Origin of the sequence: Polaribacter sp. KT25b (genome assembly GCF_900105145.1) — a bacterium.
Lineage (GTDB): Bacteria > Bacteroidota > Bacteroidia > Flavobacteriales > Flavobacteriaceae > Polaribacter.
In genome coordinates, this window is record NZ_LT629752.1 from 3,340,960 (window position 1) to 3,366,078 (window position 25,119).

General features: G+C 30.3%; 21 protein-coding genes and 1 tRNA gene. 11 read left to right on the top strand and 11 right to left on the bottom strand.

From position 1 onward, the window contains the following. Positions 1-29: 29 nt before the first annotated feature. The 5 genes from pflA (at position 30) to BLT70_RS14450 (ending at position 4,738) form a co-directional block, all read left to right on the top strand. The gene (gene pflA, locus BLT70_RS14430) at positions 30-743 is read left to right on the top strand and encodes a pyruvate formate-lyase-activating protein (protein ID WP_302847814.1); all 714 of its coding nucleotides are present in this window, start codon (positions 30-32) and stop codon (positions 741-743) included. A gap of 36 nt (positions 744-779) precedes the next feature. Further along, the gene (locus BLT70_RS14435; RefSeq protein ID WP_091895841.1) at positions 780-1,559 is read left to right on the top strand and encodes a formate/nitrite transporter family protein; all 780 of its coding nucleotides are present in this window, start codon (positions 780-782) and stop codon (positions 1,557-1,559) included. A gap of 316 nt (positions 1,560-1,875) precedes the next feature. Next, positions 1,876-2,865 carry an aspartate-semialdehyde dehydrogenase gene (locus tag BLT70_RS14440; protein ID WP_091895845.1) on the top strand — a complete coding sequence of 330 codons (990 nt, stop codon included), beginning with the start codon at positions 1,876-1,878 and terminating at the stop codon, positions 2,863-2,865. 10 nt (positions 2,866-2,875) lie between these two features. Then, positions 2,876-3,922, top strand: a complete 1,047-nt coding sequence (locus tag BLT70_RS14445; RefSeq protein WP_091895848.1) for a ferredoxin--NADP reductase — start codon at positions 2,876-2,878, stop codon at positions 3,920-3,922. A 147-nt stretch (positions 3,923-4,069) separates the two neighbouring features. Then, a complete protein-coding gene (locus BLT70_RS14450) occupies positions 4,070-4,738 on the top strand; it encodes a LysE family translocator (RefSeq protein ID WP_091895850.1) in 669 nt (222 codons plus the stop codon). Positions 4,739-4,793: 55 nt separating this feature from the next. On the opposite strand, the gene BLT70_RS14455 is transcribed toward BLT70_RS14450, so the two are convergent. The 9 genes from BLT70_RS14455 to BLT70_RS14495 all read right to left on the bottom strand — a co-directional run bounded on the left by BLT70_RS14455 (position 4,794) and on the right by BLT70_RS14495 (position 18,844). Then, positions 4,794-6,635, bottom strand: a complete 1,842-nt coding sequence (locus BLT70_RS14455) for a M1 family metallopeptidase (protein WP_091897736.1) — start codon at positions 6,633-6,635, stop codon at positions 4,794-4,796. Positions 6,636-6,657: 22 nt separating this feature from the next. Next, positions 6,658-8,295: a S8 family peptidase gene (locus BLT70_RS14460; protein WP_091895854.1), complete on the bottom strand. Its 1,638-nt coding sequence runs from the start codon at positions 8,293-8,295 to the stop codon at positions 6,658-6,660. 5 nt (positions 8,296-8,300) lie between these two features. After that, entirely contained in the window at positions 8,301-9,143 is an 843-nt protein-coding gene (locus tag BLT70_RS14465; protein ID WP_091895857.1) for an MBL fold metallo-hydrolase, read from the bottom strand. Positions 9,144-9,495: 352 nt separating this feature from the next. After that, positions 9,496-11,844, bottom strand: a complete 2,349-nt coding sequence (pbpC, locus tag BLT70_RS14470; RefSeq protein WP_091895860.1) for a penicillin-binding protein 1C — start codon at positions 11,842-11,844, stop codon at positions 9,496-9,498. Positions 11,845-11,938: 94 nt separating this feature from the next. After that, the gene (locus BLT70_RS14475; RefSeq protein ID WP_091895864.1) at positions 11,939-17,482 is read right to left on the bottom strand and encodes an alpha-2-macroglobulin; all 5,544 of its coding nucleotides are present in this window, start codon (positions 17,480-17,482) and stop codon (positions 11,939-11,941) included. Positions 17,483-17,634: 152 nt separating this feature from the next. Next, positions 17,635-17,823 carry a hypothetical protein gene (locus BLT70_RS14480; protein ID WP_091895867.1) on the bottom strand — a complete coding sequence of 63 codons (189 nt, stop codon included), beginning with the start codon at positions 17,821-17,823 and terminating at the stop codon, positions 17,635-17,637. A 110-nt stretch (positions 17,824-17,933) separates the two neighbouring features. Continuing rightward, positions 17,934-18,004, bottom strand: a tRNA-Cys gene (locus BLT70_RS14485). 95 nt (positions 18,005-18,099) lie between these two features. Continuing rightward, entirely contained in the window at positions 18,100-18,456 is a 357-nt protein-coding gene (folB, locus tag BLT70_RS14490) for a dihydroneopterin aldolase (RefSeq protein WP_091895870.1), read from the bottom strand. A 172-nt stretch (positions 18,457-18,628) separates the two neighbouring features. Further along, positions 18,629-18,844, bottom strand: coding sequence for a zinc ribbon domain-containing protein (locus tag BLT70_RS14495; RefSeq protein WP_091895873.1), 216 nt, complete (start codon positions 18,842-18,844; stop codon positions 18,629-18,631). Between the two features lie 110 nt (positions 18,845-18,954). On the opposite strand from BLT70_RS14495, the gene BLT70_RS14500 reads away from it, so the two are divergent. Together BLT70_RS14500 and BLT70_RS17450 are read left to right on the top strand one after the other, a co-directional pair. Further along, positions 18,955-20,640 (top strand): glutamine--tRNA ligase/YqeY domain fusion protein, encoded by a 1,686-nt coding sequence (locus BLT70_RS14500; protein WP_091895876.1) that lies wholly within the window; start codon positions 18,955-18,957, stop codon positions 20,638-20,640. A gap of 6 nt (positions 20,641-20,646) precedes the next feature. Next, positions 20,647-20,853: a DUF6370 family protein gene (locus BLT70_RS17450; protein WP_231962859.1), complete on the top strand. Its 207-nt coding sequence runs from the start codon at positions 20,647-20,649 to the stop codon at positions 20,851-20,853. A 125-nt stretch (positions 20,854-20,978) separates the two neighbouring features. Here the strand turns inward: BLT70_RS17450 and BLT70_RS14505 are convergent, their stop codons facing one another. Then, positions 20,979-21,185 (bottom strand): DUF2007 domain-containing protein, encoded by a 207-nt coding sequence (locus BLT70_RS14505; RefSeq protein WP_091895879.1) that lies wholly within the window; start codon positions 21,183-21,185, stop codon positions 20,979-20,981. 423 nt (positions 21,186-21,608) lie between these two features. Between BLT70_RS14505 and rplM the strand changes: the two genes are divergently transcribed. The 4 genes from rplM to tsf all read left to right on the top strand — a co-directional run bounded on the left by rplM (position 21,609) and on the right by tsf (position 24,417). Next, on the top strand, positions 21,609-22,064 hold the full coding sequence (rplM, locus tag BLT70_RS14510; protein WP_091895882.1) for a 50S ribosomal protein L13: 456 nt from the start codon (positions 21,609-21,611) through the stop codon (positions 22,062-22,064). After that, positions 22,064-22,450, top strand: coding sequence for a 30S ribosomal protein S9 (rpsI, locus tag BLT70_RS14515; protein ID WP_091895885.1), 387 nt, complete (start codon positions 22,064-22,066; stop codon positions 22,448-22,450). Before rplM ends, rpsI begins: the two co-directional genes overlap by 1 nt. Before the next feature lie 169 nt (positions 22,451-22,619). Then, positions 22,620-23,411 carry a 30S ribosomal protein S2 gene (gene rpsB, locus BLT70_RS14520; protein ID WP_091895888.1) on the top strand — a complete coding sequence of 264 codons (792 nt, stop codon included), beginning with the start codon at positions 22,620-22,622 and terminating at the stop codon, positions 23,409-23,411. Between the two features lie 34 nt (positions 23,412-23,445). Then, positions 23,446-24,417, top strand: coding sequence for a translation elongation factor Ts (tsf, locus tag BLT70_RS14525; protein WP_091895891.1), 972 nt, complete (start codon positions 23,446-23,448; stop codon positions 24,415-24,417). Positions 24,418-24,485: 68 nt separating this feature from the next. On the opposite strand, the gene aat is transcribed toward tsf, so the two are convergent. Further along, on the bottom strand, positions 24,486-25,112 hold the full coding sequence (aat, locus tag BLT70_RS14530; protein WP_091895894.1) for a leucyl/phenylalanyl-tRNA--protein transferase: 627 nt from the start codon (positions 25,110-25,112) through the stop codon (positions 24,486-24,488). Positions 25,113-25,119 lie beyond the last annotated feature (7 nt).

The following is a 25,119-nucleotide window of genomic DNA, read 5'->3' on the forward strand; positions in this document are numbered from 1 at the left end:
CTTTAGAAAACATATTAAACGTTCACTCAATTGAGTCTTTTGGTACTCATGATGGCCCAGGAATTAGAATGGTTATTTTTTTACAAGGCTGTAAATTAAAGTGTTTGTACTGCCATAATCCGGATACGATTGATACCCATGGAGGAGAAGAACATCATATTGAAGATTTAGTACAAAGAGCCATAAAAATGAAATCTTATTTTGGTGATAAAGGTGGCGTTACTGTTTCTGGTGGCGAACCTTTACTACAAGCTCAAAACCTTATTCCTTTTTTTAAAAGATTAAAGGAAGAAGGAATTAATACTAATTTAGATACCAATGGACGATTATTAAATCATCCAACAATTGAGTTGCTAGACGAGTATGCAGATTTGGTAATGCTAGATATTAAGCACATGACAGAAGATGGTTTTCAATATCTTACAGGTAAAAGAAACAAAGAAACTACGTTTAATTTTGCAAAACACAGAGAAGAATCTGGCAAAAAAATGTGGTTACGTTATGTTTTAATTCCCGGAATTACAAATTCTCCAGAATTATTACATCAATTAGGTAATCATTTTAAAGATTACAAAACCATAGAACAAATAGAGTTACAACCTTATCATAAATTAGGCATCCATAAATGGGAAGCTTTAGGTTGGGAGTATGAATTGAAAGATGCAAGAGAAAACACAAAAGAAGAATTACAAGAAGCATCAGATATTTTAAGTAACTATTTTAAAAAAGTAAAAATCAATTAGAACTTAATTTTTATTAAGCTCAAAATTAAAAAAATAATGAACACCCCTAAAGAAGTTATACATTTAGTTAACCAATTAGCTTTAAACAAAGGAAAATATAAAACAAAAAAAACATTAATTCTTGCAATCTTAGCAGGTGCTTATGTAGCCTTTGGCGGATTACTAGCCATAATAGTAGCAGGAGGATCTCCAGAAATGGCAGCAAACAATCCAGGATTAGTAAAATTTATTTTTGGCGCTACTTTCCCTATCGGACTGATACTTGTTGTAGTTGTAGGCGCAGAACTTTTTACAGGAAACAACGCTTACTTTATACCAAACCTTTTAAGAAAAAAGCAACCAATTTCTGATATGTTTAAAAACTGGGGATTAGTGTATACAGGTAACTTTATAGGTGCACTTTTTCTTGCTTACGTAATTACACATTTAACACATATTGTACATAGCGAACCTTATATTAATTCTGTTTATAACATTGCAGAAGGTAAAACAAGTCACACTTTTTTAGTGACTTTTATAAAAGGTATTGGCGCAAATTGGCTAGTATGTTTAGCCATTTGGCAAGGTATGGCTGCTAAAGATACAATAGGTAAAATATTTGCAATTTGGTTACCAGTAATGGCTTTTGTAGCTATTGGTTTTGAACACAGTATTGCTAATATGTATTTTATTCCGCTTGCAATTTTTGAAGGTGCAGACATTACTTGGACTACTTTTATCTTTAAAAATTTAATTCCGGCAACTTTAGGAAATATTGTTGGTGGCGCACTTTTTGTAGGATTACCTTATGGTTATTTATTTGGAAAAGAAAAATAAGAAATTAAGATCTAACAATTAAATTGAAGTATTAAATGATACTGTTTTAAGCATCACAGCTTAATTCAGTATCATTTTTAATTTATAAAGATATAGTTCTTTAAATGTAAAATTATATCAAATTGTTTAATTTTAAACATCAGAAAAATTTATGCTAAAATTTTAAACTTTAGTTGATTTATAATAGTTTACCTGATTTATTTCACCCTTTTTTTTAGCATCTTTGCAGCATAATTAAGAACAAATATTCTTTTGAGAATTTCTTAAAAGACAAGTAAAATATATTTCCTAAAAAAGGAATCTAAAACCAAAAAAGATGAAAATAGCTGTAGTTGGCGCAACTGGAATGGTTGGCACAGTAATGTTAAAAGTATTAGAAGAACGCAATTTACCTATAACAGAATTTATTCCTGTTGCATCAGAAAGATCTGCTGGAAAAAAACTATCATATAAAGGAAAAGAATACACCATTGTAACCTTAGCTGATGCTGTAAAAATGAAACCAGATGTGGCTTTATTTTCTGCTGGTGGAGATACATCTTTAGAATGGGCTCCAAAATTTGCTGAAGTTGGTACTACTGTTATTGATAATTCTTCTGCTTGGAGAATGGATCCAACCAAAAAATTGGTTGTTCCAGAAATTAATGGTGATGTTTTAACTGCGGATGATAAAATTATTGCAAATCCAAATTGTTCAACAATTCAATTAGTGATGGCTTTATCGCCTTTGCATTTAAAATATAAAATGAAACGTGTTGTTATTTCTACCTATCAATCTGTTTCAGGAACTGGTGTAAAAGCAGTTCAGCAATTAGATAATGAAGAAGCTGGTATTGAAGGCGAAATGGCATATCCACATAAAATAGGTAGAAATGCATTGCCTCATTGTGATGTTTTCTTAGAAAATGGATACACAAAAGAGGAAATGAAATTAGTAAAAGAACCTAAGAAAATTTTACGTGACGATTCTTTTTCTGTAACCGCAACTGCTGTTAGAATTCCTACTGCAGGCGGGCATTCTGAAGCTGTAAATATTCAGTTCGAAAATGATTTTGATTTAGCTGATGTTCGTAAATTATTAAGTGAAACTCCTGGAATAATTGTTGAAGATGATTTAGCAAACAACATTTATCCGATGCCAATAAATGCGCATGATAAAGATGAAGTTTTTGTTGGTAGAATTAGAAGAGACGAATCTCAAGAAAATACCTTAAATTTGTGGATAGTTGCCGATAACTTACGTAAAGGTGCTGCAACAAATACAATTCAAATTGCCGAATATTTAATAGCAAATAATTTGGTGTAAAATACAAGTTATGTCAACATTTCATAAAGTAACCATACAAGAAGTAAAACAAGAAACCGCAAATGCGGTTTCTGTTTTGTTTAAAATACCTCCACATTTAAAATCAGAATTTAATTTTACTGCGGGGCAATACATTACACTTCAAAAAGAAATTAAAGGAGAAGAAATAAGAAGAGCGTATTCTATTTGCTCAACTCCAAAAAGCGATGAAATTAGAGTTGCAATAAAAGCAGTTGAAGACGGAATATTTTCTATCTACGCAACTACCCATTTAAAAGCTGGTGATGAAATTGAAATTTCTGTTCCAGAAGGTAGATTTTTATTGAATCCAGAAGCGAACAAAAACTATATTGCTTTTGCTGCTGGTTCTGGAATTACGCCAATTTTATCTATGGTAAAAACAGTTTTAGAAACTGAACCAACATCAAACTTTACATTGGTTTATGGTAACAAATCTGTTGCTGATACTATTTTTTATACTGAATTAAATGCATTAAAAGAATCTTTTTCTAGTAGGTTTAAACTGCATTATATTTTTAGTAGAGAAAATGTAAAAAACGATTTAAGAGGTAGAATTGACGGCAACGTTACTAACTATTTTGTAAAGAATATGTACAAAGAAACTACTTTTGACGCTGCATTTTTATGCGGTCCAGAAGAAATGATTCTTGATGTTTCTAAAACACTTAAAAGTAACAAAATTGCTGAGGAAAATATTCATTTTGAATTATTTTCAACCTCTGTAGATGAAGAAGCTATCTCTGAAATTAAAGAAGGAACTACTCAAGTAAAAGTTCTTTTAGACGATGAAGAAACGACATTTATAATGCAACAAACAGATAATATTTTGGCTGCTAGTTTGCGTAATGATTTAGATGCCCCTTACTCTTGTCAAGGTGGCGTTTGTAGTTCTTGTTTAGCTAAAGTTACAGAAGGAAAAGCTGTGATGGTTAAAAACTCTATTTTAACAGATAGTGAAGTTGAAGAAGGATTAGTTTTAACTTGCCAGGCATATCCAACAACATCAAAAATAACGATTGATTTTGATGATGTTTAAAAGCTTCTAAATTACTAATTTCATTAACTGTTTGATAATGTTTATATAACGATTAAAATACAGTTTTTTAAAAAATATTCTTAGTTGAAAGGGTGGTTTTTCCGCCCTTTTTTTTATCCTTCAATTAAAAAATAGTATTTTTAGGCAATGGATATTTACGATTTTAAGAATGCTATTCTTATAGGATTTTTCATGGCTTTTATGATTGGCCCAGTTTTTTTTATGCTGATACAAACCAGTATTTTAAAAGGCGCAAGAGCAGCAATTGTTTTTGATTTAGGTGTTATTTTAGGTGATATTTCTTTTATTTTAATTGCTTATTATGGCAGTAGATCTTTGTTAGAAAAAATTAAAGACGATCCTCGTTTATTTTTTATTGGTGGTTTAGTGTTGATTATTTATGGTGTAATTACCTATCTTGATAAAGAGAATAAAAAAGAAAATCTAAAATCAACAAAATCTATAGAAATACCAATTGTTAAAAATAACTACTTAAAATTATTTTTAAAAGGATACTTTTTAAACTTTATAAATATTGGTGTTTTAGCTTTTTGGCTAGGAACAGTTTTAGTAATTGGTCCAACTTTAAACATGGATCAAAATGCTATATTTACTTATTTTGCAGTAATTATTTTAGCGTATTTTGTTACAGATTTAGGTAAAATATTTTTAGCAAAACAGCTAAAAGATAAAATGACACCCACTTTAACCTACAGAATAAAAAGAATTATGGGCGTTATTTTAATTATTTGTGGTGTGTTTTTAATCTTAAAAGGATTTATCCCAAATGATAAAATTGATGAATTTATTCATTAAAAAAACCTTTCAAATTTTAACATCTGAAAGGTCTTAAATCAATTTAAAATTGTATTTATTTTACTTCAAAAACATTGTTTTCATCATTAATATCAGCCATTAATTTAGAGGCATCAATCTCAACAGATTTAACTTTTTTTGCAGCTTTAAAAGTATAAGTTGGATACGCCCAACCCCAATCTTTAAGAATTGTAGCTGTTGTTGGCTTATTACCTCTCATCATTTCTAAAGGAATATTATAGCTCTGTTTTGTACCATCAGTATAAATTACTTCTATATCAATTGGCATTGGCATTTGACCAATTCTTTCTAAGGTAATTTCATTTCCTTCAACAGATTTTACTCCATAATCTATAGTATGCGTAGTTTCTGTCCATTCATTTAAATACCAACCTAAATCAATACCAGAAACTTTTTCCATAGTACGCTTTATATCATTTGGTGTTGGATGTTTAAAACTAAAATTAGTAAAATACTGTTTTAATCCTTTTGCAACATTTTCCTTACCAATAACATATTCTAATTGCGATAAGAAAATATTTCCTTTACTATAACTTGCAATACTGTAGGCAGTATTTGTATTATACCTGTCTGCATGTGTAGTAAGTGGCTCTTCTAAGTTATTATTTACTACATAATTATAACCTCTATAAGAACCTGAATGTGGGTTTTCTTTACCTGATTCTAGAATTTCATTTGATGCTTTATTAGAAATATAAGTTGTAAAACCTTCATCCATCCAGGGATGTAAACTTTCATTGGAAGCTAATAAAAACTGAAACCACGTGTGCGCCATTTCATGAGCTGTAACACCAAATAAACTTCCAAAACCTCTTTGACCTGTAATTAAAGTAGCCATTGCATATTCCATACCACCATCACCACCTTGAATTACAGAGTATTGTTTGTATGGATATTGCCCAACATGTTTGCTATAATAATCCATTAACTCAGCCGTTTTTGGCTGAAGATCTTTCCAATCCTTTAGATATTTTTCATCTAACGTTTTCTTATAAAAGAAATGTAAATCAATACCGTTTTTAATCTTTAAAATATCATGAATATATGCTGGATCTGCGGCCCACACAAAATCGTGAACTCTTGGCGCTTTAAAATGCCAAGTTAATTTATCACCTTCTGGTAAACTTAAAGCAGCACTTTTATCTTCATAACCATGACCAATTTCTTGCGGATTTTGCAAATATCCTGTACCTCCAATTGTAAAGCTTTTATCAATATGAATTGTTACATCAAAATCTCCCCAAACTCCTTGAAACTCTCTAGCAATATAAGGTGGAGTTTGCCATCCTTGAAAATCATATTCTGCCATTTTTGGATACCATTGCGCCATAGAAAGCGCAACACCTTCTTTGTTATTTCTACCAGATCTACGAACTTGAACAGGAACTTGCGCATCAAAATTCATATCAAAAGTTACACTTTCACCAGATTTAATTGGTTTATTTAAAGTAACTTCTAAAATTGTACCTACAGTTTCAAAACTAACTGCTGCTCCATTTTGTTTTAGTTCATTTACCTTTATATACCCTATTTCATCTGGTTTTAATTTACTAATTCTATCACCAACTCTACCATCTGGATCTTTAATATTTAACGAACGAACATCCATTTGAGAACCTGGCTGAAATGCATTAAAATACAAATGATAAAAAACTTTATCTAATTCATCTGGCGAATTATTAGTATAAACAAGTTGTTGTTTCCCCTTGTATTGATAGTTGTTTACATCCATATCAATGTCCATAGTATAATCTACATGCTGTTGCCAATATGCTGATGTTACATTTGAAGCATTTTGCTTATTTATTACGTTTTTTGTTTCACTACAAGAAGCAAATAACAAAGAAGCAAAAATTATTGATAAAAATTTCCTCATAATTGATCGTCTTTTAGGTTGATTATTTACCATTTACCATTTTGTCTGCCATTAATAAAGCATTATAAGCATTCACTACTCTACCAGAAACTGACAAATCTGTAAACGGTACTTTTTCTCCTATTGGGTTTGCTCTACTTTGAGAACCTGGTTTCACAACATCAATAGTAATTAAAGTTCCAGAATTCATTAAAATATGTTTTACTTGACTTGCTGATAATTTAGGATAATAAGAACGCACTAATGCTGCAACACCAGCTGTTGAAGGCGCTGCCATTGATGTTCCACTAAACTTTTGATATTCATTTCCTGGAGTTGTAGAGTAAATTTGAACACCTGGAGCAAAAACATCTACATTTACTTTACCATAATTAGAAAAACTTGCTGGTAAGTTTTCATTATAATTAGAACTCATAGCTCCAATTGTAAGAACATTATCAGAAATTTCTGTTTTTAAATCTTTAGAATCATTAGGGTACGTTAATTCTTCGTCAATATTTTTACCATCATTTCCTGCTGCATTTACAATTAAAACATCTTTAGAAGCTGCATATTTAATTGCATCCCAAACCCATTCTTTTTTTGGAGAATATCCTTTTCCAAAACTAGTATTTAAAACTTTTGCACCGTTATCTACTGCATAACGAATTGCTAAAGCAACATCTTTATCATATTCATCTCCATCAGGAACTGCTCTTACCGCCATAATTTTTACATTATTTGCAACTCCGTTCATTCCTATTTCATTATTTCTAACTGCTGCAATAATTCCAGAAACGTGAGAACCATGAGCTTCAGATTTTATAGTGTTACCTACTTTATTATCTCCATATATAGTAACTTCCATAGTGTTTTCATCATCACCTATAGCAGTTCTATAATTCTTTTTAAGACCATCTCCACTTAATAAATCATCTGCAGTTTCAACTAATTTAGAAAGCTCATCTATAGCTTGTTGCAAAGAATTTAAACCAAAACCAAACATCTGCTTAGCAACTGTTACACTTTGCACTACTTCTGGCGCTGTAGATGTAATTGCTAAAACATCTTCTTTAGTATATTCTGTTTTATTTAACTCTTTTTTGATAGTTTCATCAGCATTTTGAACACCAGCTAACATCTGGCCATATCTTTGCTTGTTCATTTTTGCTTCCTCAACAGTTTTATCATAAGCTATTTTTGCTCTTTCTGCTGTTTCTGTATCTGCAATAGAAGGGTTTGCAATAATACGAGTTAACTCAGTATTTTCTTTATAGATCGATCCTAAAAAGTTCCATCCATTAATATCATCAATAAAACCATTTTTATCATCATCAATTCCATTTCCTGCAATTTCTTTTGAATTAACCCAAGCGTTTCCACTTAAATCTTCATGAGTTAAATCTGTTCCAGAATCAATAACACCCACAACAACAGTAGTTCCTTTTTTTCCTGTTAAAAATTCATATGCTTTGTCAACGCTCATTCCCGGAATAGAATCCTTTACCAAATCTAAATGCTGCCAATTTTGACTTTCAGCTTCTGTTAACGGCATTTTTTTTGCTGTTGCAGAAATAGCATCTGTAGATCCTGTTGGAACAGAAATTTTTGCTATGGATTTACACCCTGTAAATGATAAAACTGCTAAAGCAGAATATAAAAATAGTTTATTTGTTTTCATCTTGTTTAATTAAATATGTTTGTAAATTTATGAATTTCGTTTAATCGTACTCCTTTTTCTGTATGTTTTACTGTACAAATTTCATTGCTTGCATCATGTTCTAAAAAAAGGTAATAATTATTATCTGCAGCTTCATTTAAAAAAGCCGCTTTTTCCTTTAAAGTAAGTAAAGGTCTTGTATCATAACCCATTACGTAAGGCAAAGGAATATGCCCAACAGTTGGCAATAAATCTGCCATAAAAATTAATGTTTTGCCTTGATATTCTATTTTTGGCAACATTTGTTTTTCTGTATGCCCGTCCATAAATAACACATCAAAACCAACTTGATCTTTTGCATTTCTGTGGATAAAATTTAATTGTCCGCTTTCTTTTATTGGATTGATGTTTTCTTTGAAGAAGGATGCTTTTTCTCTAGGGTTTGGTTCTGTTGCCCATTTCCAATGTTTATCATTAGACCAAACTTTTGCATTTTTAAAAGCCGGAATTAATAATCCATTTTTATCTCTTTGGATAACTCCACCACAATGATCAAAATGTAAATGTGTTAAAAAAATATCTGTAATATCGTCTCTATGAAAACCATGTTTTGCAAGTGAAGCATCCAAAGAAAAACCACCAAATAAATAATAATAACTAAAGAATTTTTCTGATTGTTTGTCGCCTAAACCTGTATCAACTAAAATTAAACGATTTCCATCTTCTATAAGCAAACTACGCATGCTCATATCTATTAAGTTATTAGAATCTGCTGGATTTGTTTTTTGCCAAATTGATTTAGGAACAACACCAAACATTGCACCACCATCTAATTTAAAATTGCCCGTTTCTATAGGATATATCTTCATTATAAGAAATTAAAATCATTAAAAATTATCTATAAAAATAATCAATTAATGATTTATAGAAGCATCAAAACTAAAGAGATTTTAATATTTACAAAGATGAAGAAAAAAAGATGTTTTTTTGTTAAAAAAATCTAAAGGTTTATACAGGAATATTCATTTAAAAAGTTTTTAAACTCTAATGAAATTGAATTTAAGCTTGATTTAACTTTTACTGAAAGATTCGTTTTTAAAAGCATAATAGGTGTCTTTTTATAATGAAACAAAAATATGACACTCATTAATCTCTACTATTTATTTTCGATAAAAGGAACCATTTTTCCGATGAATTAAAGCTGTTAAAAAAAGAAAATAATTATTCTTTTATTTCTATTTCCTGATGAATTTCATTTCCAAAATTATCTGTAACAGTAAGTAAATAAGTACCAATTGTTGGTTTTATGGCAAAATCATGTACTTCTTTTGTAGTTCCTAGAAATGTGTTATTTACAGACCAAAATAAGGTAACATCTTTATTTGAATGTGCTACTTTTAAAATGAGTTCATTTTTAGTTCCATCAAAGTTTTTGGGTAAAAAAATGGTACTTTTTTCTGTTGGATATAAAAACTTCATACTATTATTAGAATTCCCTAAACAATCCATTCTATACTTTGGTAAAGACTTATAAAACGGATTGTTGTCTTTGTAATAATATTCCATCAATGGCGGTAAAACAAACCATGATTTTTGCTGAATACTCTCGAAACTTTCACAAGAAGTATTTACCTGATAAGAAGCTGTTTTATCAACATTTACCAAAACATGAAACGGACAAGGCGCAGTTTTTAATCCAGAATTTTGAATAAATTCGAACTTTATGTCTTCACAAATTTCTGTAGCTCTATAACCGCTTTTTGTACAAATTTCTACTTGAGTCATTTCATCAAAAGGTTTCTCAAACCAAACTGAATTTGGTAATTTATCAAACACATCAAACAAAATAGGCGCTGCAGTTTGCACGCCAACCAAACCAGGCCTTCCTTCTCCATCTGCATTTCCTACCCAAACACCAACCACAAAATCTTTGGTAACACCAATTGCCCAAGCATCTCTAAAACCAAAACTAGTTCCTGTTTTCCATGCTATTTCTTTGGATGAATCAAAAAACTCCCAATTCTCTTCTGCATTTGGTCTGTTTACATCTTTTAAACTTTCAAAAGTTAGATAAATAGAAGCTGCATCAAAAATTATTTTTTCTGATGTTTTTTTACCAAAATCAATTTTATTATCCTTAAAAAAAGTAGGTTCAGAAAATTCATTTTTAAAATATCTGCTAGAATTTTCTGAGAAATGATTTATAGTTGAAGCCATTGACGCATAACTTTTACATAAATCCCACAAGTTGCTTTCTGCGCCACCTAAAGCCAATGTTAATCCATAATAACTGGCGTTTTTATTAATGTCTTTTAAGTGCAATTTTTGTAAATAATTGTAAAATTTTTCTAATCCAAATTCTTGTAACATCCTCACAGTTGGCACATTTAACGATTTTGACAACGCCAATTTCGCAGAAACTGCGCCAGCATATTTTTTATCATAATTTTCTGGTTTGTAACTTCCAAAATTAGTGGGCACATCTGCTACCAAAGTATTTGGTAATAAAGCGCCATTATCTAACATTGCTGCATATAAAAAAGGTTTTAAAATACTTCCTGTACTTCTTGGCTTATCAATGATATCAACATCTTTTTGATGTTTTTGAGTTGTTTTAGAATTCCCAACATAGCTTAAAACTTGTCTGCTTTTTACATCTAAAACCAACACAGCAACATTATGTATTTCGTTATTTTTAAGAATATTATATCGATTTTCTACAATTGAATTTACTTGTTCTTGCAACTTTCTATCAATTGTTGTTTTTACATATTCGCCCTTTTTCAATTTATTTATTTTCTGCAATAAATGTGGTGCTTCTTGAGGCAAAGAATAGGGTTTTTGAGGCAATTCTTCTAAAACAGCTAAATCAAAAGTAAGAGAATCGATTATTTTTTTATCCAACAACTTTTCTAATAACCGATTTCTTTTTTCCAATAATTTCTGTTGATTTTTTCCTGGATAAATCAATCTTGGTGCATTTGGTAAAACCGCTAAAGTTGCAGATTCTGCCCAAGATAAATTGGCTGCTTTTCTATTAAAATATCGCCAAGAAGCAGCATCTAAGCCAACCACATTTCCGCCAAATGGCGCATTAGAACTCCAAAATGAGAGTATTTTTTCTTTCGAAAATCGAAATTCTAAACGCGTGGCTAAAATTAATTCTTTTATTTTTTCAAAATACGTTCTTGGTTTATCATCTCTACTTAAGCGAATAACTTGCTGCGTAATTGTGCTTCCTCCTCGTTTAACTCCATTTGCTTGTAAATTTTGTTTTACTGCTTTTAAAATAGAAACCGGATTAAATCCAAAATGTTTGTAAAAATATTCGTCTTCAAACTGAATTAAACAGGTTTTAAATTTTTCTGGAACGCTGTCGTTATGAGGAAATCTCCATTGACCATCGTTTGCAATTAAAGCGCCCAATAATTCATCAGAAGCACTTGTAATTACGGTTGATGTTGGTTTCGTAAATAACTTTTTTGGTAAACAAAACGCATAGAAAATCAGCAGAATAACAACAAATATTGTTTTCTTTTTATGTTGTCTTAGATAATTTATTATTTTCAACTTTTAATGATTTTTTTGTCATTGCGAGGCACGAAGCAATCTGTTATTATAATAGAAAGATTGCTTCGTAAACTCGCAATGACGTAACTTTTTTTTATTTAACTACCTCAACCCAACTCCCTTTTGTTCTAACCAAATAATCATTATCATACATTGCTTCTACTTGAATTCCTGGCAAATAATACGTTCCTAAATAAGCTGCATTTAATAAAACGGTAAACGTTTTTGTTTCTGATTTTTTTGATTGTTGATTCAAATCAAAGTAAAAATTAACGCGATCATCTCTAATATCTGTATAACGTGCATCGCTTTTTGTGGTGGTTCCAAAATCGGTAAAACGTGTGTTTACAATTTCCCATCCCGAAGGAAAAACTTGAGTTAAAGCAATGTTTTTAACAGTCTCATTCTTCGGATTACTAACAGTTATTTTTGCCACAAAATCCTGACCTTGTTTTAACTGATTTATGTTGATAATCTTACCCGTTAAATCTATATATTTTAGTGAAACACTTAAACCTCTACTTTCGGATATTTCATCACCTAAAGGCAATTTCCCAGCATTGATAATCCTTGCAAAAACAATATTGTTTTCATTGTTTTTTAAAGTGATGGAATTAGTACCATTTCTTACTTTTAAACTTCGTTGAACAAATGCACTTGACGTTTTTACAGTTTCTGATTTTCCATCATTAGTAAACTTAATATCGATAGATTTTCCTCCATTTTTAACAACCATTTTACCAATAGACAACAAACTAAAAGCGGTAGTTTGAGTGCTCATATAGTTGTTACTAGACAATTCTTTGGTAATTGATTTGGCAACATCTTTTGCGTTTTTATTATTTGTTAACAGCATGGTTTCTAAAGCCATCGCTCTATTTCTAGTTTCTGAACCATAATTGTAATAATTATAACCAGAGAAATTTAAATTGGCCGAATTCATAATTTCTTCACCTGCTTCTTTTTGTCCAACCAAAGCATACGTTGCAGCTAATCTCCATTTTGCTTCGTTAGAAATTTGCTTAAATTCTCGCAATCTGTTCATGGCAGATAAATCTGGATTAGCCGCTAAAGCCAACGTGTATAATCTGTAAGCTTGTTCTAAATCGGATGAATATGTATTGTAACCTTGTCGCCAATTTCGTGCTGCTTTTTTCTGATATTCTATAAAATTACTCTTAAATGTAAGTGGCAAAACAAATCCTTTTTTTTCTGCTTCTAGTAAAAAATGACCAGCGTAACTTGTTCCCCAATCATCAACATCATTTTCTCCCATCCAATAACTTAAACCTCCGTTTGCTTTTTGAAAATTACCTAAACGCTGAATTCCGTTTTCTATATTTTTTTGAATTTCCTTCTTTTTATCCGAAGTTAAATCGAAAATATCATTCAAAAATAATTGAGGAAAAACGCTCGACGTTGTTTGCTCTACACAACCATGTGGATATTGAATTAAATAGGCTAATCTGCTAGAAAAATTGATAGACGGAATTGTAGATAACTCCAGAATTGCAGCATTAGAATCTTCTACTCCAAAAGTGTCAAAATTGATCGTTTGTGTTTGATTTCCTTCTACCGTTTTATCAATTAATTTTGATGTAATTAAATTCGGATTTACAACATCCAATTCAATTTTATGGGTAGATTTTTCGCCATTTCCTGTTGCAATAATTTCAACAGAATTGATGCCATTTGCTTTTAAAACATCCAACTCAAAATAGACCATTTTCTCATCTGGTTTGTCAAAATTGATTGTTTGCGTTTTGTTGCCAATAATTTTAATTCCGTTGGATGTTTTTACTTCAATCTTAACATTTTTCACTTTTTTATGCATTGCAAAAACAGCAACTGGCAACGTAACTTTTTCTTTTGGCGATAATTTTCTTGGCAAAGAAGCCAATACCATTAAAGGTTTTAAAACCGGAACAGATTTTTCTGCATTTCCAAAAGCTTCATTATTAATATCTCCAGCAACAACCATCGTTCTAACAGCACCAATATAATTTGGCAAGGTAATTTTATGCGATTTTGTTTTTCCTTTTTCTAGAAAAAACGGACCTAAATAAGTTACAACAGGTTTAAATCTGTTTGCTTTTTGGTTTTTCCCTTTTGATAAACTTCCATCTCCACCAATCGCAAAAACTTGATCTACACTTCCGGAATATGCACCGATTACATCATCAAAAATATCCCACGTTTTTACACCTAAAGCTTCTCTTTGGTAAAAAACATCAAAGGCATTTGGTGTTTTAAATCGTGTTAAATCTAATAATCCTTCTTCAACAATTGCCAAGGTATACGTCATTTCTTTGTTGTTTTTTTCTGATATTTTTACAACAAACTCCTTTTCTGGCGCAACTTCTTTTGGCATCACAATTTGTGGCTCTAATTTAGTAGCAGCATCTTCTACGAAAATCGGAATTGTTCCATACAATCTAATTGGCAAATCGTTTTCTGAAACTTGATGTGGTTGCAATAAAGAAATGTTTACAAACACATTTGGCGCCATGTTTTTGTTAATCGGGATTTCTACAGAAGTCGTTCCTTTTGTAGTTTTAACCCATTTTGTTTCCAAAACTTTTGTGCCATTTTCAATACTGATTAATGCGCGACCTTCACTTCCTGATGGAAATGTAATTTTTGCAGTTTCGCCAACATTATACTTTTCTTTATCCGCAGAAAACACTAACATTTTTGCAGCTTCTTTATCGCCAGAACTTGAATTTTGCCACCAATTTTTATAGAAATAAGCAGTTCTTCCTGTTGAATGTCCGCTTTTTTTATCAATAACTCTTATTAAATATCGACCTCTATCTCTTTCTGGAATATGCAATTTAAAACTTCCTTCTCCTTTTGAATTTGTACTAATTGTAGAAGTTAAATACGGTTTATGATACGTGCTAGAAGTATATCTCGATAAATTATCTTCGGATGAACTCCACCACCAACGCCATTCAATTTTATAAATTTCTACTTCTAATTCGTCTCTTTGAACTGGATTTCCTTTTTCATCTACAGAAATCACTGAAAAAGTTTGATTTTCATCCGTAAAAAAAGAACCATATCTATTTCCTTCTGGTGATTTTAGTCCTACAAAAGAATTAAAAGGAGCGTATTTTTTAGAAAATGCATCCATAGAAAAATCGCCACCATTTTCAAAAGCTCTAACCAAAAACTGAACATTTAACATTCCTGGAGCATTTTTATCAATCGTTAAATTACTCTTGATTTTTGCAAATCCGTTTTCATCTAATTTACCTTCAAAAACAGTCAATTCTTCGGATTCAAAAGTTCTTGATGGATCAGAAAAAACATACTTTTCGTAATTTTTAAAACTGTAATTTGTAGAAGAAACCTTTGCTTTCACTTCCGCTTTTAGGTTTTTAGCAGGCGTTCCGTGCAACCATTTTACATCTAACGTTCCGTTAATTGGTTTTTTACTGGTTAGGATTTCATCATCAAAATCAATCTTAATTTTTAAGCGATTTGGTTTTACTGTTTCAATCTTTAAGTATTTGTAGAATTTTGCACCACCAACAGAAACTTTGACTGAATAAGTTCCCGTTTTTGATTCTGGCAACGTAGTTACTTTAAAAGTATAAAAATTATGTAGATTTTCTGAGGCTACTTTTTTATAAATTAATTTCCCACTCGGATCGGTAACTTCCATTTTTACAGGATGATTTTTCGGCAATTTATTATCAGCATCATTCAGTACAAAAGTTAAATGCAAAGAATCTCCAGGTCTCCAAACGCCTCGTTCTCCATAAATATAGCCTTTTAAGCCTTTTTGAGTTTTGCTTCCAGAAACATCAAACTTACTTAATGATAGAGAATTACCATCCAACAACCTTAAATATGCTTTATTTTTTCCTTTAGAAACGATTGCAAATGCTGCATTCTTTTTTGATTTGATGGAAACAAATCCATCAATATTTGTGTTTTTTGATGCGATTTCTTGTTGCTGAAAATTGAACAATCTTACAGTTGCCTCCGCTTCAGGATTTGTGTTTAAAATGTTAGTAACAGCAAAGAAATACGTGTTATCTGTTCCTTTTTTGGCAATTACACCCAAATTAGAAGCCAACAAATTTTGAGAAATTATTCTGCCTTCATTATAATATGCGTCATAACATGGATTATTTCTCTGACTCCAATTATAACTATAGTTTTTGTAGCTATATAATTTATCATCCCAATACAATTCTTCTCGTTTTTCTTCATCGTCAAATTCATTAAAATTAAAATCTCTGTCTTCAAAATTGTCATTATTTTCTGTTGAAGATGTATTTTCTGAGCAATCATAAAGCGCCTGATTTTTATTAAAACTAAGCTCAATTCTATAAATTGCACCAGGTTCTGTAGCAACCATTTTAGAAATATCTACACTAAAAGCTTTCCATTTTTGGGTGTTATTTTCTTTTTTATCAATTAATGTAATTGTTTGTTTTGCAACACGTCTACCCACTCTTTTTATTGCATAATTACTATTGCTATTTATGTCCTCTTCTTGCAAAAACTGTAATATATTTTTATGATAAATTTTTATAACTCTAACATCAACTTCTTTTACGTTTACTGCTTCAAAATTGAATTTTAAATCTTTGGAATTTGGTAATATTGTTCCGTTACTAATTGCTCTAATCTCAGGTTTTTTCTGCTCGAAAGAAATCGTTTCTGTATAGGTGTTTTTGAGTTTATATTCATCAGAATTTTGAATTCCTTGAAAAACTGATACCAAAATAGCTCCTTGAAATCTAGCTTCTGAGAAAATTTTTATTTCATTTCCATCAACAATAAAACGAGGAGTTTTTACATTTTCTACAGTGATTAAACCATCAAAATTTTGTTGTTTTTTTAGCGCATCAGAAAAATTAATAGAAATATATTGTTCATTTTCATTATATATTTTTACACTTAAAACTTTAAAATTATTTTTACTTGGGATGCTAATTTCGTTTTCACCTTTTGAATCAGCATTTATTGAATTTCCATTCCAACTAATTGCTAATTTACTTTCTTCTTCAAAACGTTGAATACTGTCTATTTTGAATTCAAAAACCCTGTTGTTTTTATACGATTCGTTCCAAACTATTTTTTTGGATGTTCCTTTTTGTGAAGCATTTAAAAGCTTTTTAGCATTCTCTAAAGAAATTACATCCGCAGAATTTACAACACCTTCTAAATATTGATATTCTTTAGAATACGATTGCAAAGCGCCTGTTTTAATCGTAAAATTAGGTGTAATCGTTTTAAACTGAAATGTGTAATCTTCAAATTCTTGAGGAATATTTTTATAAAGTTTACCTAATTTTAAAGTAACTGTATATTCGGTATCTGCATCTAAATCTTCATCCGGAATAAAAACAAAAGCGTGTTTATTTAGTGTTTTAATCTTACCGTTTACAAAAGGTTTTATTGAAATTATATCCGAAGAAATATCTTGATCTGTTTCCCAATTTTCTACTTCTTTAGTTAGATTTACAGTAATTTTTTCTGTTTTAGAAACGATTCCTGATGTTGTATAACTTATATATTCTTTGAATTTATAAATATTATCTGTTTTAACATCTTCATTTTTACAAGAAAAAAATAGAAACAGAATTAAGAAAGCTGAGAGTAGGTTTTGGGTTTTCATAGTTGAAGCATTTTAAGCACAACTCAAAAATACACATTTAAATAGCTTAACATAAAGTAAATGAGAATTCGTTATGCTTTTTTTAGAATTTGAAGAAAATAAAAATGGTTCTTAACTCCCCAACCATAAAGCGTCAAAAATTCTAAATAAATCTATCTCATATCTGGAATATTATCTCCTTCAAAGAAATAAATTGGCACTTCTTCAAAAAAATGTGTTTTAAAGATCCCTTCTTGATGTATTAAGTGTAAAACACCTTCTTTAAAGCGGACAATTGTTGTTGTCTCATTTAAAATTCTACTTTCTTGAATTTCCATTCCTTTATATAATCTATTATACATAATACTAATGAAGCCAATTTGTACTTCGATTATATAACTAGATAATATTATTATTGTAACATTTTTTAAGAAAATAAAAAAAACGCTTCAATTTCTTGAAACGTTTTTCGAGGTGTCTAGCGGATTCGAACCGCTGTACATGGTTTTGCAAACCATTGCCTAGCCACTCGGCCAAGACACCTTTTTATTTTAAAACTAGTTCCCAATAAATTGGACAGTTGTTTTAAGGATTGCAAATTTACGCAAATTTACAAGTACTGCAAGACTTTTTTTATTTTATCTTTTTTTTGTTAAAATAATTGCAACTTCTTCTACATTTCCGCCAATTGGTGGGTTTAGTTTTGCAACAGAAACAGTAGCTTTTTTAATCATTCTTAATTCTCTAAAAAAACGATTTAAAATTCTTTGCGCAACTTCTTCTAATAACTTAGACCTTATTGCCATTTCTTCTTTTACTATATAATTTAAATGAACATAATCTACAGTATCTACTAAATCATCGGTTTTAGACGATTTTCTTAAACTAGCCTTTACCTCGACATCAATTCTATATTCTGAACCTATTTTTGCTTCCTCTTCTAAACATCCATGATTTGCATAGAGTTTAATATTGTTTACTTTAATTATTCCCATTTTGTATTTTAAAAGTGCAAATATACTTTTATTAACGGATTTTTATTAATTATAAGCCAGTTGTGTTAGTGATTGAAACGGCATCCTTTTTAAGAGGAACGAATAAAAAGATATAGTGTAAAGCACGACTTTAATCTAGAATGCTTTCTAGATAAAGTAACACCCAAAAAAATTAACTCGTAAAAAAGTCGAAAACGTTACTTATTGCACTTGTTTTGGTCTTATAAAACTCTGTATAAGTACAACGCTCGCAAGTTACGCTTGTGTATTTCTGATTTTGAATATCAAAAATTTTAGATAATGTTCCGCCTGTTGCTCTTAACTCACCAATTTTATAGGTTTTATTATTGCATTTAGGACACGAGTAATTTCTTATTTGATTGCTCATAATTTATAGTGTTTAATTATTAGAAGCTCAATTTAAGATTTTGTTACAAAGATTCCGCTGCTATAAAGTATTTTATGTAATTTTGCAGCTTAATTTTTTCGAATAAAATGATGTCTGAAGAGAAGAAATCGCTCAATTTTTTAGAGCAAATTATTGAAGAGGATTTGGCAAACGGAATGCCAAAAGAGGATTTACGTTTTCGTTTTCCACCAGAACCAAATGGATATTTGCACATTGGTCATACAAAAGCAATTGGAATTAGTTTTGGTTTGGGATTAAAATACAATGCGCCAGTAAACTTGCGTTTTGATGATACAAACCCGGCAAAAGAAGAGCAAGAATATGTAGATGCAATTAAGGAAGATATTTCTTGGTTAGGATATTCTTGGGCAAATGAATGTTATTCATCAGACTATTTTCAGCAATTGTTTGATTGGGCAGTTTTACTGATAAAAGACGGTAAAGCGTATGTAGATTCTCAATCTTCAGAAGAAATGAGAGTTCAAAAAGGTACGCCAACAGAAGTTGGAACAAATAGCCCTTTTAGAACTCGTTCTGTTGCAGAAAACTTAGAATTATTTCTAGGGATGAAAGACGGAAAATTTAAAGAAGGTGAACATACTTTGCGTGCAAAGATTGATATGGAATCTCCGAATATGTTAATGCGTGATCCCTTAATGTACAGAATTATGTACAAATCTCATCATAGAACTGGTGATGATTGGTGCATTTACCCAATGTATGATTGGACACATGGTGAGAGTGATTATATTGAACAAATTTCGCACTCTTTATGTTCTTTAGAGTTTAAACCTCATAGAGAATTATACAATTGGTTTAGAGATCATATTTTTGATTTTAGTAAATCGGAATATCCAAATCCACCAAAACAACGTGAATTTTCTCGTTTAAATTTAAGTTACACCATTATGAGTAAACGTAAGTTACTTAAATTGGTAGAAGAAAATATTGTTGCTGGTTGGGACGACCCTAGAATGCCAACAATTTCTGGTTTAAGAAGACGTGGTTACACGCCTGCTGCTATTAGAAGTTTTGTAGAAACTGTTGGGGTTTCTAAACGTGAAAACATTATTGATGTTGCTCTTTTAGAGTTTAAAATTAGAGAAGATTTAAACAATACAGCTAAAAGAGTTATGGGAGTTTTAGATCCTGTAAAAGTAATTATCGATAATTATCCAGAAGGAAAAGAGGAAATGCTAGATGCTAGCTATAATGATTATGAAGAAGGTTTTGGCAGCAGAGAAGTTCCTTTTTCTAGAGAAATTTATATTGAAAGAGAAGATTTTAGAGAAGAAGCGAATAAAAAATTCTTCCGTTTAAAATTAGGTAAAGAAGTTCGTTTAAAAAATGCATATTTTATTACAGCTACAAGTTGTGAAAAAGATGAAAATGGAGAAATTACCGTAATTCATTGTACGTATGATCCGTTAACAAAATCTGGAATGGATACAGAAGAAAGTAAACGTAAAGTAAAAGGTACATTGCACTGGGTTTCTGTAAAACACGCTATTAAAGCAGAAGTTAGAGCTTACGACAGATTGTTTTTAGATGAAGCACCAGATTCTCATAAAGACAAAGATTATATGGAATTTGTAAACCCAAATTCTTTAGAAATTATAGAAGCTTATTTAGAACCAAGTTTACAAAATGCAACAATTGGAGAACGTTTCCAGTTTCAACGTTTAGGTTATTTTAATGTAGATGATGATTCTACTACAGACAATTTAGTATTCAACAAAACGGTTGGTTTACGTGATTCTTGGGCAAAAAAATAAACAATAATCGCAGAATTTTCTTGTGAACAATGTCAGTTTGAATTAGATTCAGAAAACGGATGCAGTTTAGCTGTTCGTATAGATGATAAAGTCTATTTTGTTGAAGGTTTTAAAATTGATGATTTTGGCGATGCATATGACAAACACACTGGTTTTTACAAAGTAATAAAAAAAGGTGAAGTTGTTGCTTCTTATATAAAGTTGGTTGATTAATCAACTCCTTTTTAAAATAAAAATATAGCTTGCCTTTTTAAAAAAGGCAAGCTATATTTTTGTGTTATATTTTTTCAATTCGGTATATCGATTACTTTTCAGTTTTATGTATGTTTTTAATTTGTTTAAGTTTGATTAATTTGACTTAAAATTTCTTTAACCTTTTCGGAATCTACTTCAGAAATCTGAAGTTCAACTGAAGATATTTGTGGCATTATTTGAGTTGAAAATTGATTTCGCAAATAGCACTTAACTCCTTCTGATTCTAATCTACCCTTTAAAATAAATATTTCAGATTCATTATTAGACTTTTTAATTGTAATTAAGCTCATCTTTTCATTTGTTTAAATTAGTATTTTGGGTAAAATATAAAAATCCTTATCTTAATTTTTAAAGTTACATAAATATATCAAGGATTTAAAGTTTAAAATTTGATTTATTTTATAATGAACCCACAATTTCCCCCAACATTATTTATTCTAAACTACGAATTACAACTACTTTTAAAAGATTATTACTCTCCTTATCAGTAAAACAACTTGATATTACATTTATTTTTATCTAAAAATTATTCAGCTATTTTACAAAAACAGCTTCTTCTTTGCTTAAAAACTTGTAAATTATTAAAGATATGATAATAGCAAATAAATAAACTAAAGCACTATTTGTCAATCAAATAAATAATAGTACATTTGCACTCCTTTTTTAAGGAAAAGTTAAATATTATTAATAAGACAAAAACTAATAGTGTAATTATGAACACATTAAGTTACAAAACAGTATCAGCAAACAGCGCTACCGTAAACAAGGAGTGGGTTTTAGTTGATGCGGACGGGCAAACGTTGGGTCGTCTAGCTTCTAAAATAGCAAAGCTAATTAGAGGTAAATACAAACCAAACTTTACTCCTCACGTAGATTGTGGAGATAACGTGGTTATTATCAACGCAGAAAAAATTAATCTAACTGGTAAAAAATGGACTGAAAAGTCTTACATCCGTCATACGGGTTATCCAGGAGGACAAAGATCGTTAACTGCTACAGAAATGTTTGATAAAGATCCTACAAGACTTATTGAAAAAGCAGTAAAAGGAATGTTACCAAAAAACACTTTAGGTAGCGCTTTATTTAGAAACTTGTATGTATATGCAGGTACAGAGCACAAACATGCAGGTCAAGAACCTAAAGCTATTAACCTTAACGATTATAAATAATGGATATAGTACACAAAATCGGTAGAAGAAAAACAGCTGTTGCTCGTATTTATCTTTCGGAAGGAACAGGAACTATTGTAGTTAATAAAAAAGATTATAAAAGCTATTTTACAACTTCAACTTTACAATATAAGGTACAACAACCTTTAATGTTAACAGAAAACTTAACATCTTACGATATTAAAGTAAATGTTTATGGTGGTGGTGTTACAGGTCAAGCAGAAGCAATTCGTTTAGCAATTACTAGAGCTTTAGTTGCTATAGAACCAGAACACAGACTTATTTTAAAACCAGAAGGTTTATTAACTCGTGATCCAAGAATGGTTGAACGTAAGAAATTCGGTCAGAAAAAAGCACGTAAAAAATTCCAGTTCTCGAAACGTTAATCTTATTACTGCAATATATGCTGAATTCATTTTTAGCATATATTCAGATTTTTTTAACCTTAAGAGACTGTTATAAATTAAAATTAACAGTTTAGTATCTAAATATATAAGACTCTTAAAAGACTACTTATATATTGATTTAACAACAGAAAGTAAACACATTTAAAAAATGGCAAACGTAAACATTCAAGAATTATTAGAAAGTGGTGTTCATTTCGGGCATTTAACTAGAAAATGGAACCCTAACATGGCTCCTTATATTTATACAGAAAGAAATGGTGTACACATCATCGATTTGTATAAAACAGCTGCTAAAATAGAAGAGACTGCAGAGGCTTTAAAAAAGATTGCAAACTCTGGACGTAAAATTTTATTTGTTGCAACTAAAAAACAAGCAAAAGATATTGTTGCAGAAAGAGCAAAAGCAGTAAACATGCCTTACATCACAGAAAGATGGCCAGGTGGTATGTTAACTAACTTTGTAACTATTAGAAAAGCTGTTAAAAAAATGGCTCATATTGATAGAATGAAGCAAGATGGTTCTTTTGATGCATTATCTAAAAGAGAAAAATTACAAATTAATCGTCAAAGAGAAAAATTAGAAAAGAATTTAGGTTCTATTGCTGATATGACTCGTTTACCTGGTGCATTATTTATAATTGACATCAAAAAAGAACACATTGCTGTTGCAGAAGCTAGAAACTTAAACATTCCTATTTTTGCTATGGTTGATACAAACTCTGATCCAAGATTAGTAGATTTTGTAATTCCAGCAAACGACGATGCTTCTAAATCTGTAAACAAAGTATTATCTTATGTTTCTGATGCAATTGCAGAAGGTTTATCAGAAAGAAAATCTGATAAAGAAAAAGGAAAAGAAGGAAAAGCAGAAAAATCAGCACCAAAAAAAGTAAAAGCGAAAGCTGAAGCTACAGAAAGTGTTGAAAAAGACAGCGAATAAACAATAAATTATAATCTTAAAAATATAAAGTAACATGGAAACAGTAAAAGTAAGTGCTGCTGATGTTAAAAACTTAAGAGAAGCTACTGGAGCTGGAATGATGGACTGTAAAAAGGCATTAGTTGAGGCTGGTAACGATTTTGACAAAGCAATTGATATTTTACGTAAAAAAGGTCAAAAAATTGCTGCAAAAAGAGCTGATAGAGATTCTACAGAAGGAGTTGCAGTTACAAAAATTAACGACGAAAAAACTGCTGGTGTAGCAATCGTTTTAGCTTGTGAAACTGACTTTGTTGGTAAAAACGATGCTTTTGTTGCCTTAGGTAGTCAATTTGCTGATATCGCTTTAAATCATGATACTAAGGAATCTTTCTTAGCTGCTGATTTTGGAGGTATGTCTGTTGCTGATAAATTAGTTGAACAAACTGGTGTTATTGGTGAAAAATTAGAAATTACAGCTTTCGAAAAAATTGAAGCTGCTTATGTTGGTGCTTATACTCACATTGGTAAAATTGCTGCTTTAGTAGGTCTATCTGCTGTTGTAGACAACGCTGAAACACTTTCTAAAGATGTTGCAATGCAAGTTGCTTCTATGGGAGCAACATCATTATCTTATAAAGATTTTGATCCTGCTTATGTAGCTGCAGAAACTGAAGCTAGAATTGCTGTTATAGAAAAAGATAATATTGAATTAGGTAGATTAGGAAAAACTTTAAAAAATGTTCCTCAATTTATTTCTATGTCTCAATTATCTGAAGAAGTTTTAGCTAAAGCTGAAGAAGCTGCTAAAGCTGAATTAGCTGCTGAAGGAAAACCAGAAAAAATCTGGGATAGAATTTTACCAGGAAAAATGGAAAGATTCATTTCTGACAACACAACTCTAGATACAGAGCAATGTCTTTTAGACCAAGCTTTTATTAAAGATGAAAAGAAAAATGTTGCACAATATGTTAAAACATATGGTGATGTTGAAGTAAGTTCTTTTAAGAGAGTTACTTTAGGATAACATTATATTCTATACTTATTAAAAACCTCGCAAATTTGCGAGGTTTTTTTATTTTTAAAATAAAACTACTACTCTTTTAACATTTTTAAAAACAAATCTCTTTCTACCTCTCTTGCACCTAAACTAGCTAAATGATTATTATAAACTTGACAATCAATCAGCTTATAATCATGGTTATTAACTAAATGGATAAATGCAATTTTTGACGCATTAGACACTTTACTAAACATACTTTCTCCGCAGAAAATACCATTAATTTCTAAGCCATATAAACCACCAACTAACTCATTATTTAACCAAACTTCTATTGATTTAGCAATTCCTTTTTTATGTAAATTTATATAAGCTTGTTGCATATCATCTGTTATCCAAGTTCCAAAACCATCGTTTCTATCAATGTTTTTACAATTATAAATCACCTCTTCAAAAGCAATATTTTCAGTAATTACAAATTCTTTTTTATTGATGATTTTACGCATGGATTTAGACACTTTTAATTCATCAGGAAATAAAACCATTCTTTTAAAAGGACAATACCATACGATAGGTTCATCATCAGAAAACCAAGGGAAAATGCCATTTTTATACGCATATTCTAATCTTTTTACAGATAAATCTCCACCTAGAGCAATAATGCCGTCTTTGGTTGTAAATTGATAGTCAGGAAAAATAATTTTATCTGTAAGCCAAATCATACTTTAT

Excerpts from the sequence above, each read along its gene's own strand:
- BLT70_RS14435 (WP_091895841.1), top strand. The coding sequence starts at position 780 with ATGAACACCCCTAAAGAAGTTATACATTTAGTTAACCAATTAGCTTTA.
- BLT70_RS14440 (WP_091895845.1), top strand. The coding sequence starts at position 1,876 with ATGAAAATAGCTGTAGTTGGCGCAACTGGAATGGTTGGCACAGTAATG.
- BLT70_RS14445 (WP_091895848.1), top strand. The coding sequence starts at position 2,876 with ATGTCAACATTTCATAAAGTAACCATACAAGAAGTAAAACAAGAAACC.
- BLT70_RS14450 (WP_091895850.1), top strand. The coding sequence starts at position 4,070 with ATGGATATTTACGATTTTAAGAATGCTATTCTTATAGGATTTTTCATG.
- BLT70_RS14455 (WP_091897736.1), bottom strand. The coding sequence starts at position 6,635 with ATGAGGAAATTTTTATCAATAATTTTTGCTTCTTTGTTATTTGCTTCT.
- BLT70_RS14460 (WP_091895854.1), bottom strand. The coding sequence starts at position 8,295 with ATGAAAACAAATAAACTATTTTTATATTCTGCTTTAGCAGTTTTATCA.
- BLT70_RS14465 (WP_091895857.1), bottom strand. The coding sequence starts at position 9,143 with ATGAAGATATATCCTATAGAAACGGGCAATTTTAAATTAGATGGTGGT.
- BLT70_RS14475 (WP_091895864.1), bottom strand. The coding sequence starts at position 17,482 with ATGAAAACCCAAAACCTACTCTCAGCTTTCTTAATTCTGTTTCTATTT.
- BLT70_RS14480 (WP_091895867.1), bottom strand. The coding sequence starts at position 17,823 with ATGTATAATAGATTATATAAAGGAATGGAAATTCAAGAAAGTAGAATT.
- folB (WP_091895870.1), bottom strand. The coding sequence starts at position 18,456 with ATGGGAATAATTAAAGTAAACAATATTAAACTCTATGCAAATCATGGA.
- BLT70_RS14495 (WP_091895873.1), bottom strand. The coding sequence starts at position 18,844 with ATGAGCAATCAAATAAGAAATTACTCGTGTCCTAAATGCAATAATAAA.
- BLT70_RS14500 (WP_091895876.1), top strand. The coding sequence starts at position 18,955 with ATGTCTGAAGAGAAGAAATCGCTCAATTTTTTAGAGCAAATTATTGAA.
- BLT70_RS14505 (WP_091895879.1), bottom strand. The coding sequence starts at position 21,185 with ATGAGCTTAATTACAATTAAAAAGTCTAATAATGAATCTGAAATATTT.
- rplM (WP_091895882.1), top strand. The coding sequence starts at position 21,609 with ATGAACACATTAAGTTACAAAACAGTATCAGCAAACAGCGCTACCGTA.
- rpsI (WP_091895885.1), top strand. The coding sequence starts at position 22,064 with ATGGATATAGTACACAAAATCGGTAGAAGAAAAACAGCTGTTGCTCGT.
- rpsB (WP_091895888.1), top strand. The coding sequence starts at position 22,620 with ATGGCAAACGTAAACATTCAAGAATTATTAGAAAGTGGTGTTCATTTC.
- tsf (WP_091895891.1), top strand. The coding sequence starts at position 23,446 with ATGGAAACAGTAAAAGTAAGTGCTGCTGATGTTAAAAACTTAAGAGAA.
- aat (WP_091895894.1), bottom strand. The coding sequence starts at position 25,112 with ATGATTTGGCTTACAGATAAAATTATTTTTCCTGACTATCAATTTACA.